The 13,292-nt window shown below is 60.7% G+C and carries 10 protein-coding genes and 1 pseudogene; 5 read left to right on the plus strand and 6 right to left on the minus strand.

The genetic code is table 11. The annotated features are described in order from the left end of the window. Positions 1-65 precede the first annotated feature (65 nt). A pseudogene (locus ABLV76_RS06235) lies at positions 66-266 on the plus strand (hypothetical protein). A gap of 111 nt (positions 267-377) precedes the next feature. Further along, positions 378-1,691 (plus strand): glutamate/aspartate:proton symporter GltP, encoded by a 1,314-nt coding sequence (gene gltP, locus ABLV76_RS06240; protein WP_004206354.1) that lies wholly within the window; start codon positions 378-380, stop codon positions 1,689-1,691. Positions 1,692-1,725: 34 nt separating this feature from the next. Here gltP and ABLV76_RS06245 read toward each other — a convergent pair whose 3' ends face one another. Then, positions 1,726-2,412 (minus strand): tetratricopeptide repeat protein, encoded by a 687-nt coding sequence (locus ABLV76_RS06245; RefSeq protein ID WP_004206356.1) that lies wholly within the window; start codon positions 2,410-2,412, stop codon positions 1,726-1,728. A gap of 204 nt (positions 2,413-2,616) precedes the next feature. Continuing rightward, positions 2,617-4,764: a formate dehydrogenase subunit alpha gene (fdhF, locus tag ABLV76_RS06250; protein ID WP_077598907.1), complete on the minus strand. Its 2,148-nt coding sequence runs from the start codon at positions 4,762-4,764 to the stop codon at positions 2,617-2,619. A 272-nt stretch (positions 4,765-5,036) separates the two neighbouring features. Between fdhF and ABLV76_RS06255 the strand changes: the two genes are divergently transcribed. Then, a complete protein-coding gene (locus ABLV76_RS06255; protein ID WP_004206359.1) occupies positions 5,037-5,765 on the plus strand; it encodes a response regulator transcription factor in 729 nt (242 codons plus the stop codon). 50 nt (positions 5,766-5,815) lie between these two features. Here the strand turns inward: ABLV76_RS06255 and ABLV76_RS06260 are convergent, their stop codons facing one another. From ABLV76_RS06260 to ABLV76_RS06275, 4 genes are all read right to left on the minus strand, one after another. After that, the gene (locus ABLV76_RS06260) at positions 5,816-6,823 is read right to left on the minus strand and encodes a carbohydrate kinase family protein (protein WP_017900095.1); all 1,008 of its coding nucleotides are present in this window, start codon (positions 6,821-6,823) and stop codon (positions 5,816-5,818) included. A gap of 74 nt (positions 6,824-6,897) precedes the next feature. Further along, positions 6,898-7,839 (minus strand): ABC transporter substrate-binding protein, encoded by a 942-nt coding sequence (locus ABLV76_RS06265; RefSeq protein ID WP_004206362.1) that lies wholly within the window; start codon positions 7,837-7,839, stop codon positions 6,898-6,900. Between the two features lie 30 nt (positions 7,840-7,869). Further along, on the minus strand, positions 7,870-8,868 hold the full coding sequence (locus ABLV76_RS06270) for a ribose ABC transporter permease (protein ID WP_004206363.1): 999 nt from the start codon (positions 8,866-8,868) through the stop codon (positions 7,870-7,872). Continuing rightward, on the minus strand, positions 8,865-10,385 hold the full coding sequence (locus ABLV76_RS06275; protein WP_032456860.1) for a sugar ABC transporter ATP-binding protein: 1,521 nt from the start codon (positions 10,383-10,385) through the stop codon (positions 8,865-8,867). Before ABLV76_RS06275 ends, ABLV76_RS06270 begins: the two co-directional genes overlap by 4 nt. 179 nt (positions 10,386-10,564) lie before the next feature. Here ABLV76_RS06275 and ABLV76_RS06280 point away from each other — a divergent pair, with 179 nt between their 5' ends. Together ABLV76_RS06280 and yjdP are read left to right on the plus strand one after the other, a co-directional pair. After that, on the plus strand, positions 10,565-12,850 hold the full coding sequence (locus ABLV76_RS06280; protein ID WP_032456861.1) for an ATP-binding protein: 2,286 nt from the start codon (positions 10,565-10,567) through the stop codon (positions 12,848-12,850). A gap of 70 nt (positions 12,851-12,920) precedes the next feature. Then, positions 12,921-13,274 carry a DDRRRQL repeat protein YjdP gene (gene yjdP, locus ABLV76_RS06285; protein ID WP_348878233.1) on the plus strand — a complete coding sequence of 118 codons (354 nt, stop codon included), beginning with the start codon at positions 12,921-12,923 and terminating at the stop codon, positions 13,272-13,274. Positions 13,275-13,292 lie beyond the last annotated feature (18 nt).

Below are 13,292 nucleotides of genomic sequence, written 5' to 3' on the forward strand. Positions count from 1 at the left end.
TCAAACAAACGTTAAGAGTAGGGGTTTTGACAGCTTTGTTTGTTAATTGGGGGGCAGATCACGCAATGATTCAACTGAGTGAAATTTCGTCAAATGAAACTTTGAAGTGAAATAATTACGCAAATGAATTTATAGAAATGGATGGTGTGAAATATTTTTTATTACAAATACTTATGCAAGGTAACTGGGGGAAATTCGCTGCTTTATGCAGAAAAGCAGAGGAAAGCCCTGTTCTTAAAGGCTTGCGCAGCATGCCGTGCAAATGATACTGATATTGCGCGTTAAATAACCCCACAAAGCAACGCAACACAATTCATACCCCCTGCAGTGGGTACCATGACGAAAAGGAATGGTGCCTTTCATTGAGGAAGTCAGTAGTGAAGAAAACAAAAAAAGTCAGTCTGGCCTGGCAAATTTTGCTAGCCCTGGTGCTGGGTATCCTTCTGGGCAGTTATCTGCATTACCACGCCGAAAGTCGCGATTGGTTGATTAGCAATTTGCTGACACCGGCGGGCGATATCTTTATCCATCTGATTAAAATGATCGTGGTCCCGATTGTTATTTCGACCCTGGTGGTCGGGATTGCCGGCGTGGGCGATGCCAAACAGTTAGGCCGGATCGGCGCCAAAACGATTATCTATTTCGAAGTGATCACCACGGTGGCGATCGTGCTGGGTATCACCCTGGCCAACGTCTTTCAGCCGGGAACGGGCATTGATATGTCGCAGCTGGCGGCGGTTGATATTTCGAAATACCAGAATACCACCGCTGAGGTGCAGAGCCATGCGCATGGCCTGATGGGCACCATCCTGTCGCTGGTGCCAACCAACATCGTGGCGTCGATGGCGAAAGGCGATATGCTGCCGATTATTTTCTTCTCGGTGCTGTTTGGTCTGGGGCTCTCCTCGCTGCCGGCGACGCACCGTGAACCGCTGGTGACGGTCTTCCGCTCCATCTCCGAAACCATGTTCAAAGTCACCCATATGGTGATGCGCTATGCGCCGATCGGGGTGTTCGCCCTGATTTCAGTGACCGTCGCCACCTTCGGGTTCGCCTCGCTGTGGCCGTTGGCCAAGCTGGTGCTGCTGGTTTACTTCGCGATCCTGTTTTTCGCGCTGGTGGTGCTGGGGATTGTCGCCCGCCTGTGCGGCCTGAGCATCTGGATCCTGATCCGCATCCTAAAAGATGAGCTGATTCTGGCTTACTCCACCGCCAGCTCCGAGAGTGTGCTGCCGCGAATTATCGAGAAAATGGAAGCCTATGGCGCGCCGGCGTCGATCACCAGCTTCGTGGTGCCGACCGGCTACTCCTTTAACCTCGATGGCTCAACGCTGTATCAGAGCATTGCGGCGATCTTTATCGCCCAGCTCTACGGCATCGACCTCTCCATCTGGCAGGAGATCACCCTGGTGCTGACCCTGATGGTGACCTCGAAGGGGATCGCCGGCGTGCCGGGCGTCTCCTTTGTCGTGCTGCTGGCCACCCTGGGCAGCGTCGGGATCCCGCTGGAAGGTCTCGCCTTTATCGCCGGCGTTGACCGTATCCTCGACATGGCGCGTACCGCGCTGAACGTGGTGGGCAATGCGCTGGCGGTGCTGGTTATCGCCAAGTGGGAGCATAAGTTCGACCGTAAAAAAGCGCTGGCGTATGAACGCGAAGTGCTGGGCAAGTTTGATAAAACCGCCCAATAAAACACAAAGCCCGGCGCGAGCGCCGGGCTTTTTCTTATCCTTTACTGATCCTGTCAAACTCTTCGCAGCCGGTATCAAATCCCTCAAGACAGCTAACGTTCAGCCAGTGCAGCGCCTTCTGCTTATTCGGTTCGATAAAGCCTTTCTCCCCCTGCTGGAACATCATCCCGGCCCAGTATTCGGCATAGCCGGTCCGCGAGAGCGCTGAGCTGCCTTTGAAGTATTCGCTCGCTTTCACATCATCTTCCGGGCCGTGCACACCGCTGGCGTAGATCAGCCCGAGCAGCATCTGGGCGTCTACCGCCGCATCGCTTTCGCTGTCCTGGGCGGCATCCTGCAGGAGCGTGATGGCGTGCGCCACGTCGGTGGGACCGGCCTGACGGTTCACCAGCACCCGCGCGAGGACGATTTCCCCGGATTTACTGCCGGCCTTAACGGCTTTTTCCGCCAGCTGGCGGGCCTGCGGATAGTCCGCCTGCTGCGGATTGCGAATTTTGAGCTGCGCCAGCAGGGCCAGCGCGTCACCATCGCCTTGCGCCGCTGCTTTCTGGGCCCAGAATTCGGCTTTCTGATAATCGCCGGAGCTGACCCAGGTATCCGCAAGGTAATATTGCGCGCGACGATCGCCGGCTTCCGCCTGCTGTTGATACTGACTGCCGGGTTCGGTGGCCACCGCTGCGCCGCTGGTGAAAACCAGTAAAAATAAAAAGAGGTATTTCATTTGTATTTATTATCAGCAAGGAACATAGCGCGCAGTATAAAGGGAGGCGAAAAAGAAGAAAATGGCGGGAATTAGCGGGGTGAATACCCGGATAGCGGCGCGTAGCGCCTTATCCGGGCTACGGTTCGGTATTCGGTTGGTAGCCCCGGTAAGCGTAAGCGCCACCGGGGAGGGTTCCCGGATATCGGGTATGGCCGTCGAACCTTAACCCATCGCGCTTTCGCGCAGGCGGGATTTCAGCTTGTTGTACTCGTCGATCACGTACTGTTCCGCCGCGCGCTGATCGGCAATCCGCTCAACGTTGACCGCGCAGTACTTGTACTCCGGCGTTTTGGTTATTGGGCTCAGGTTCTCCGACACCAGCTCGTTACAGGCGCCAATCCACCACTGGTAGGTCATATACACCGCGCCTTTATTCGGCCGGTCGCTGACCTGCGCGCGGGTGATGATCCGACCCTTGCGCGAATTCACCCACACCAGCGCTTCATCCTCAATGCCTAACCGTTCGGCGTCGGCGGTGTTGATTTGCGCATAGCCAGGCTCATCCGCCAGCGCCGCCAGCGCCGCGCAGTTACCGGTCATTGAACGGCACGAGTAGTGGCCGACTTCGCGCACCGTCGACAGCACCATCGGGTACTCGTCGGTGAGCTTATCGATCGGCGCGACCCAGTCGCAGGTGAAGAACTGCGCCAGCCCGTTCGGGGTATCGAACTTCTCTTTAAACAGATACGACGTCCCCTGATCGGCGTCGGACTCATCGCGGCACGGCCACATCACATAGCCGAGCTCACCCATTTTCTCGTAGGTGGCGCCGTAGAAGTCCGGGCACAAATGCCGCAACTCGTCCCAGATCTCCTGGGTGTTGTTGTAGTGCATCGGATAACCCATCCGGGTAGCGATTTCGCTGATGATCTGCCAGTCGGTTTTCAGATCCCACTTCGGCTCCACGGCTTTAAAGAAGCGTTGGAAGCCGCGGTCCGCTGCGGTGTACACGCCTTCGTGCTCGCCCCACGACGTGGACGGCAGGATGACGTCGGCCGCGGAGGCGGTTTTGGTCATGAAAATGTCCTGGACGATCACCAGTTCCAGATCGTCGAACGCTTTGCGCACCGCTGACAGTTCAGCATCGGTCTGCAGCGGATCTTCACCCATAATGTACGCCGCCCGCACTTCACCGTGCGCCGCGCGGTGCGGCAGCTCGCTGATGCGATAGCCGGTATGCGCCGGCAGGCTGTCGACGCCCCAGGCTTTGGCGAACTTCTCGCGGTTTTCCGGGAACTTAACGTACTGGTAGCCTGGATAGGTATCCGGCAGCGCACCCATATCGCAGGCGCCCTGGACGTTGTTCTGGCCACGCACCGGGTTGACGCCGACGCTCGGTTTGCCGAGGTTGCCGGTGAGGATCGCCAGGCTGGTCAGGGAACGCACGGTCTCCACGCCCTGGTAGAACTGGGTAACGCCCATGCCCCACAGAATGGCGGCGGATTTGGCGCTGGCGTACATCCGGGCGCAGGCGCGGATCTCCTGGGCGCTGACCCCGGTGATCTCCTCCACCGACTCCGGCGTGTAGCCTTCAACGATTTTGCGATACTCCTCGAAGCCTTCGGAACGGCTGGCGACGAAGGATTTATCGTACAGATCCTCTTCAATAATCACGTGGCCAATCGCGTTGAGCAGCGCGATATTCGAGCCGTTCTTCAGCGCAATGTGCATATCGGCGATGCGCGCGGTTTCAATTTTGCGCGGGTCGCAGACGATAATTTTCGCCCCGTTGCGTTTAGCGTTAATGACGTGATTCGCCACGATAGGGTGGGAATCCGCCGGGTTGTAGCCGAAGATAAACACCAGATCGGTGTTATCAATCTCTGTGATGGCATTACTCATGGCGCCGTTACCGACCGACTGGTGCAGACCTGCAACCGAAGGGCCGTGTCAGACGCGAGCGCAGCAGTCGACGTTATTGGTACCAATAACGGCGCGCGCGAATTTTTGCATCACATAGTTGGTTTCATTACCGGTGCCGCGGGAGGAGCCGGTGGTTTGGATCGCATCCGGGCCATATTTGGCTTTAATGGCGCTGAGGCGAGTGGCGACGTAATCCAGCGCCTCATCCCAGGAGACAGCTTCCAGCTTGCCGCCGCGTTGACGACGGATCATGGGGGTTTTCAGGCGCGGCGTCAGGATCTGGGTATCGTTAATAAAGTCCCAGCCATAATAGCCTTTCAGGCACAGGGTTCCCTGGTTGGTTTTCCCCTGCGCCGCTTCAGCCCGAACGATTTTGCCGTTATCGACCACCAGATTGATTTTGCAACCTGATGCGCAATACGGGCAAACCGTGACGACTTTTTTCATCGGTCTTGCTCCAGTTATTCAATGGGCGCGTTTGCGCTATCGCGCCGTCACTATGCATCTTCTATGCCATATTTTCATTGTGGGTATTCCTTGATGATACGCGGCTTTTTTGGGCGAAATGCTGACGAAAAACAGCCTGTCGACAGATTTGACGTGTCGATACCCTGGAGATGTGACGGCGCTTGAAAAAATGTCACCGGGAGAGGAATTTGTCGGCGCAGCCTTGCAGAATCGATCAGACTGACACTAACTCCCCGCGGGCAGAGGCAAAGATGAAACCGGTCATTTTAGTGGTCGATGACGACATAGCGATGGGCGAGCTGCTCAGAGATGTGCTCGGCGCGCACGCGTTTGAGGTGCTGGTCTGCCAGACCGGCGGCGACGCGCTGGCGACGGTGGCGCAGCGGGCGGACATCGCGCTGGTTTTGCTGGATATGATCCTGCCGGATACCAATGGCCTGCAGGTGCTTCAGCAGCTGCAGCGCACCCGGCCGGAGCTGCCGGTGGTGATGCTCTCCGGCCTGGGCAGTGAGTCCGATGTGGTGGTGGGCCTGGAGATGGGCGCCGATGATTACATCGCCAAACCGTTCAGTTCGCGGGTGGTGGTCGCCCGGGTGAAGGCGGTGCTGCGGCGCAGCGGGGCGCTGGCCAGCGAGGCGCCGGGCGTCGCCGCCGGCCTGACGTTCAACGGCTGGCGGCTGGATACCACCCGCTGTGAGCTGTATAACCCGCAGCAGCAGGCGATCCCGCTGACCCAGGGAGAATACGGTTTGCTGCTGGCGCTGGCGCAGAACGCCCGCCGGGTACTGAACCGCGAACAGTTGCTGGCGCTGACCCATACCGAAAGCACCGAGGTGTTCGACCGCACCATCGATGTGCTGATCATGCGCCTGCGGCGCAAAATCGAGCTGAACCCGCATCAGCCGACGCTGATTAAAACGCTGCGCGGCCTGGGCTATGTCTTTTCCGCCGACGTGACCCACAGCGAGAAGGCGGCATAGGGCGGGAAGCTGTCTAACCGGCCTGGCCATTGCTGGGGGAGTCAACCCTTCTAATTATTTTGCAACTGAATAAACGTCTGTAGCTCAGTGAGCGTTTTGGCGCCGTCGATCGCATTGGCAGCCTGCAGGCTGGCGCGGGCGCAGGCGTGGGCCAGCTGCAGACTGTCGGTTAACGGCCAGCGTTCGTGGCTGCCGTACAGCAGGCCGGCGCAGAAGGCATCCCCGGCGCCGACGCTGCCGACAATCTCCTCCGGCGGCAGCCGCCATGACGGCACCCAGCGCCCGGCTTCGGTACGTGAGACGCCCCATGCCCCCTCCGGGCAGTGGATCACCACCCGTTGGCGCACGCCGGCGTCAAGCAATGCGCTGGCGGCGCTGGCGATATTGGCGACGTGCGGCTCGCCGTTGGGTAGCCGAATCTCCAGCCCGCTAAACTCGCTGGCTTCCAGTTCATTGATGGTCAGGTAGTCAAGATGCGCCAGCGCCGGCAGGACCAGCGGGCGGTAGCGCGGGTCGCCCTTGCGCGACACCAGATCGAGGGAAACCTCATAGCCTCGCTCGCGCATCTGCGCCAGCAGTCGCGCGCTGCGGGTGCCGTACACTTCGTCGGGGCGATCGAGACTCTCAAGCAGCAGCAGATAGCCGAGATGGAAAATTTTCAGCGGCGCATCCAGCGGCTCAAAGGCCGGAAGGTCAAGCAGGCGGTTGGCGCCGGGGGAGTGAAAAAAGGTACGCTGACCGTCAGCGTCGGTCATCACCTGAGTCATCGAGGTGGGGGCAGAGCTGGTGCGCTGCACGAGCTGGCGATTGATATGGTACTGATCGAGCATGGCGGTAATGTAGTCGCCATCGTTATCCTCGCCAATCAGGCCGACCGCCTGCAGCGGCAGGCCGGCGTGCATTTTGGCCAGGGTCAGCAGGACGTTCAGCGGCGCGCCGCCGGTGGCGCGTTCGCTATGCATAATCTCCACCAGCCAGCCGCGCTCCGGCCACTGTCTGATCTGGTGGACATGATCGACCAGCATGTTGCCTGCGGCAATAATGCCTTTACGTTCCATGATCGCTACTCCGCGCCGTCATACTTGTTAAGCGTAGCGCACAATCGGCGGAACGATCGTGCGCCCGGTTGCGCTTATTTCACGGTCCAGCCTTTGTAAGAGCTGACGTTGTTTTTGTCGATCATGGTCACCGGGATCAGCACCGGCGCGGTTGGGGCCGGTTTGCCCTGCAGGATGTTGTAGCCAATTTCCACCGCCTTCGCCGCCATCACCTGGGGATCCTGCGCCGGCGTTGCGACAAACAAGGAGTTCTTACGCTTCAGTGCCTCTTCGCCGTCCGGGCTGCCGTCGACGCCGACGATGAAGAACTCGCTGCGCTGCGCCTGTTTCGCTGCCAGATCGGCGCCAATCGCTGTCGGATCGTTGATCGCGAACACGCCGTCAATCTTCGGATTGGCCGCCAGCAGGGAGGTCATCACCTCCAGTCCGCCTTCCCGGCTGCCTTTGGCGTTCTGGTTGGAGGACAGAATTTTTATATCCGGGTGTTTTTTGAACTCCGTTTCGCAGCCTTCGACGCGGTTTTGTACGGCGGAGACCGGCGGCCCGTTGATGATCACCACGTTGCCTTTGTTGTTCAGACGATCGCTAATGTATTTACAGGCCAGCTCGCCCGCCTGGGTGTTATCGGAGGTGATGGTGGCGTCGGCCCCTTCGGCGGCAACGTCAACCGCCACCACCACGATCCCGGCCTCTTTGGCCCGTTTCACCGCCGGGCCAATGCCTTTCGAATCGGCGGCGTTGAGGATAATCATATCGACTTTGGCGGCGATAAAGTTATCGATCTGCGCCACCTGCTGGCCCAGATCGTAGCCGCTGGAGACCAGCGTCACTTTGACGTTATCCCCCGCCAGCTTGCGGGCCTCCAGCTCCGCGCCCTTGGTGATCTGCACAAAGAACGGGTTGGCAAGGTCGCCCACCGTCACGCCAATCGCTTTCAGCTCTTTGGCCGACGCAAAAGGGGAGGCGGCCAGCAGCGCGCCAGCACACAGCGCGGTGACTATCGGTTTTAAACGCATTCGCTTTTCCTCGCAGGTAAGATGGTGTTGTTATGCACTTTGATGATGTCGGGTACGGTATTTGTCGATCAGCACCGCAATGATGATCACCGCCCCTTTGATCACCAGTTGCCAGAAGTAGGAGACCCCCATCAGGGTCATACCGTTATTGAGGGTGGCGATAATCAGCGCCCCCACCAGCGTACCGGTGATGGTGCCGATCCCGCCGACGAAGCTGGTGCCGCCAAGAATGACCGCGGCGATGGCGTCCAGCTCGTAGCCGACCCCGAGGTTACCGTTGGCGCTGTACAGCCGGGAGGCGCTCATCACTCCGCCAAGGCCGGAGAGCAGGCCGCTCATGCCATAGACAAACAACAGCACCAGCCAGACTTTAATGCCGGTCAGCCGCGCCGCCTGCATGTTGCCGCCCACCGCGTAGATATGCACCCCAAGGGTGGTTCGGCGCAGGATAAACCAGCACACCGCGATAACCGCCAGGGCGATGACCACCAGCCACGGCACCGGGCCGAGGTAGTCATTGCCGATCCACTCGAAGCTGATATCGGAGTTGATCACCGTGGTGCCGTCGGCCAGCAGATAGGCGGCGCCGCGCAGCGCCGTATAGGTGCCGAGAGTGACAATAAACGGCGGTAGCCCGGCGAAGGCCACCAGCGCGCCGTTGAACAGGCCGAGCAGCAGGCCGAGCATCAGCGCCGCCGGAATCGACAGCAACGCCAGCTCCGGGATCAGCGAGACCACCATTGCCGCCACCGCGGTGGTGCCGAGAATGGAGCCGACGGAAAGGTCAATGCCGCCGGTGAGGATGATGAAGGTCATTCCCGCCGCCAGCACAATGTTGATCGAGGCCTGGCGGGTGATATTCAGCAGATTGCTTTCCGTGAAGAAGTTGGGGGCGATAAAGCCGAAGACGGCGACGATCAGGATGAGGATCGGCAGAATGCCGACGGTCTGCATCAGGTCGCCCATCAGCATTTTTTTCGCCGAAGCGGATTTCGCGACCGGCGCGGAGGTCTCTTTCGGTATGCTCATAGTTGCCCTGCCTTAAGGTGAGAATCGTTCACGCCGGTGGCCAGCGTCATGATCTGTTCCTGGCTGATATCGCCGGACTGCAGCTCGCCGGCGATAGTCCCTTCGCGCATCACATAGACCCGGTCGCTCATGCCCACCACTTCGGGCAGTTCGCTGGAGATCATCAGAATGGCGACGCCCTGGCGCGCCATGTCGTTCATGATGCGGTAAATCTCGCTTTTCGCGCCGACGTCGACGCCGCGGGTGGGTTCATCAAGGATCAGAATGCGCGGGCCAATCGCCACCCAGCGTGAAATCAATAATTTCTGCTGGTTGCCGCCGGACAGCCCGCCGGCGCGCACCTGGGCGTGCGGTACGCGGATGTTCAGCAGCTGGATGGCATCATCGGAGATGGTTTGCGCCTTCCGGCGGTTGAGCATTCCCCAGGTCGCGTCGCGCTCCAGCGTCGCCATGGTGATGTTTTCCTGGGCCGCCAGTTCGAGAAACAGGCCCTGCTCTTTGCGGTTTTCGGTCAGAAAGCCGATGCCATGGTCGATGGCTTCGCGCGGCGAGTGGATCACCACCGGCTCGCCGTCGATCTCGATCACCCCGCCGGTGGCTTTGCGCACGCCAAAGATCAGCTGCGCCAGTTCGGAGCGTCCGGCGCCGACCAGCCCGGCGAGGCCGACGATTTCGCCGGCATGCACCACCAGGCTGCTGGGCTTAACCTTACCGCCATCGGTCAGATCCTCGACCCGCAGGCGCGGCTGGCCGCGGGGAATATCGCGCTCTTTATTGAACAGATCGCTGAGCGGACGGCCGACCATCATGCGCACCAGCTCCGGTGCGTTGAGCTTGTCGCGCACCAGGCTGCCGACATACTGCCCGTCGCGCAGGACGCTGACCCGGTCGGAGAGCTCATACACTTCCGCCATGCGGTGGCTGATATAGATAATCGCCATCCCCTCATCGCGCAGGCGCAGGATGAGGTCGAACAGGCGCTGGGTTTCCCGCGAGGAGAGGGCGGCGGTGGGTTCATCCATCACCAGAATGCGGCTTTGACGGTGCAGGGCGCGGGCGATCTCCACTTGCTGCTGCTCGGCGATGGTCAGGGTCATCACCCGGTCGCTGGCCCTGAACTGGGCGCCGAGACGGTCGATCACCGCCTGCGCCTGGCTGAGCATGGCTTTGCGCTGCACCAGGCCACCACGTGCCAGCTCGCTGCCGAGGAAAATGTTTTCCGCGACGGTCAGGTTCGGCGCCAGCTGCATCTCCTGGTAGATCAACGTGATCCCGGCGGCCAGCGCGTCCTTGGGGCCGCGGATCGTTTGCGGTTTTCCGTCGATCAGGATCTCGCCGCTGGTGGCGGTATAGGCGCCGGCGAGGATCTTCATCAGCGTGCTTTTTCCGGCGCCGTTCTCCCCCATCAGGGCGTGGATCTCGCCGGGCCAGACCGTCAGGTCGACGCCCTTTAGCGCGTAGAATTTGCCAAAAGCTTTGGCGATATGGCGCATTTCCAGTACCGGGGTGGCGGTCATCACGGCGCTCCTGTCTGCGAGAACAATAGCAGCAGTCCACCACCGGAAAATAAATGCAGGATGTCAGAATCCATTCATATTTGTCATAGTGATAAATAGTTAACCGCGATCACAGTTACGCGGCGTCATTTTCTGCACCGTCACGCCTATATGCCGACCGTTCCTTCACCGGAGTTGCTATGACCGCTCGCCGACACCCGTTTTTCACCAGCGCCCGTGGCCGCCTGCTCTCCTTTAATCTGCTGATGGTGGTCGTCACCCTGCTGGTGAGCGGCGTGGCGGTGTTCGGCTTTCACCACGCCAGCCAGCTGCAGGAGCAGGTGCAGCGCCAGACCCTCAACGATATGCGCGGCAGTATGGATCTGGCGCGGGACACGGCGAATGTCGCCACGGCCGCGGTGCGCCTGTCGCAGGTGGTGGGCGCGCTGGAGTACAAAAGCGAAGCGGAACGGCTGCTGGCGACGCAGCAGGCGCTGAAGCACTCGCTGGCTCAGCTGGCAGCGGCTCCGCTGGCGCAGCAGGAGGAGGCGCTGGTGGCCAGTATTATTCGCCGCAGCAACGCGCTGCAGCGGAGCGTGGCGGAGATGCTGGAGCGCGGCCAGCGTCGTCATCTGCAGCGCAATGCGCTGCTGAGTTCGCTTTACCAGAATCAGAGCAACCTGCGCCATCTCGCCGATCTTAACGATCGCGGCGGGGACCGGGCGATCGATCCTCGTCGGCTAGCCGAGATGGACCGGCTGATCGCCGCCGCGATCCATACCGTCACGCCGCGGTCGATCGTTCTGCAGCTCGACCAGCTGCGCGGCGACCTGCCGGCTCAAAGCGCCGATCCCGCGCTGGCGTTTGTTCTCCCCGACGTCACCCGGGAGCTGGCGAAGCTGGCCCCGCTGTCGGCCCAGCTGGAGGAGAGCGACCTCACGATCAGCTGGTACATGTACCACATCAAAGCGCTGGTCGCGCTGCTTAACGACGACATCAATCAGTACGTGACCCGGGTGGCGGAAGCCTCCGAACAGCGGGCGGCGCAGAGCCATCGGGAGCTGCGCTCCATCAGCATGTTTATTCTGCTTTCCGCGCTGCTGGCGCTGGCGATCACCGGCTGCGCCGGGTGGTACATCTACCGTAACCTGGGCTCTAACCTGACCGCTATCTCGCGGGCGATGTCGCGGCTGGCTCAGGGAGAGCCGAACGTCTCGGTGCCGGCCCTGCAGCGGCGCGACGAGCTGGGCGAACTGGCGCGCGCCTTTAACGTTTTCGCGCGCAATACGGCGTCGCTGGAGCACACCACCCGGCTGCTGAAAGAGAAGACCACCCAGATGGAGATCGATAGGATTAAGCGTCAGGAGCTGGAGGAGGCGCTGTTGCACAGCCAGAAGATGAAGGCCGTCGGCCAACTGACCGGAGGCCTGGCGCATGATTTTAACAACCTGCTGGCGGTGATCATCGGCAGCCTTGAGCTGGTGGAGCCGAATGCGCAGGATGCGCCACGCCTCACCAGGGCGCTGAAGGCGGCGGAACGCGGGGCGCTTCTGACCCAGCGGCTGCTGGCCTTTTCGCGTAAGCAGGCGCTGCATCCCCAGGCGGTGGCGATGGCGCCGTTGCTGGAGAACCTCAGCGAGCTAATGCGTCACTCCCTGCCGGCGACCTTGAGCCTGGAGATTGAGGCGCAGTCGCCGGCGTGGCCGGCATGGATAGACGTCGGCCAGCTGGAAAACGCCCTGATTAACCTGGTGATGAACGCCCGCGACGCCATGGCCGGGCGCGCGGGCGTCATTAAAATTCGTACCTGGAATCAGCGGGTCACCCGCAGCAGCGGCCAGCGGCAGGATATGGTGGCTCTGGAGGTGATCGATCACGGCTGCGGCATGTCGCAGGCGGTGAAAGCCCGGGTGTTTGAACCCTTCTTTACCACTAAAGCCACCGGCAGCGGCAGCGGCCTGGGGCTGTCGATGGTGTATGGCTTTGTGCGCCAGTCGGGCGGCCGGGTGGCGCTGGAGAGCGCGCCGGGGCAGGGGACGACGGTGCGGCTGCAGCTGCCGCGGGCGATGACCGAGGTAGAGAAGGCGGCGGTGCCGGTGGAAGACGAACCAATCCCGGCGGGAGAACGGCTGGCGCTGGTGCTGGAAGATGAAGAGGATGTTCGCCAGACGCTGTGCGAACAGCTGCATCAGCTGGGCTGGCTGACGCTGGAAACCGCCAGCGGGGAAGAGGCGCTGCAGCTGCTGGAGGCCTCGCCGGATATTGCCCTGTTGATTAGCGATCTGATGCTGCCCGGCGGGCTGAGCGGCGCCGATGTGATCCATACCGCGCGCCGCCGCTTTCCGGCGCTGCCGGTGCTGCTGATCAGCGGTCAGGATTTGCGCCCGGCGCAGAACCCGGCCCTGCCGGAGGTGGAGTGGCTGCGTAAGCCCTTTACCCGCGCTCAACTGGCGCAGGCGCTGAGTGCAGCGTACGCGAGGATTTGAGATTCCTCCGCTACCCGGGCGGCATGCCGATGATTAAGGTAGCGGCAGGACTCTGATGAGATTGGCCCCGATGAAACGTTACGCAATCGCACTGCTCTTTTGCACTCTGTCGCTGACCAGCCTGGCCGCCCGCGCCGATATTATCGATGACGCGATCGGCAATATTCAGCAAGCCATTAACGACGCCTATAACCCGGGTAGCAGTCGCTCTGATGACGACGACAGATACGATGACGATGGCCGGTATGATGACGGGCGCTATCAGGGAAGTCGCCAGCAGAGCCGTGACAGCCAGCGTCAGCATGACGTTCGGCAACGCCAGCTGGACGATCGCCGCCGTCAGCTGGATGAACGCCAGCGCCAGCTCGATCGCGATCGCCGTCAGTTAGAAAGCGATCAGCGTCGTCTGGACGATGACTATTGATCGCCCCGCAGCAGACCG

Source organism: Klebsiella sp. GB_Kp047 (assembly GCF_040065235.1).
In the GTDB taxonomy this organism is placed as follows: Bacteria; Pseudomonadota; Gammaproteobacteria; order Enterobacterales; family Enterobacteriaceae; genus Klebsiella; species Klebsiella quasipneumoniae.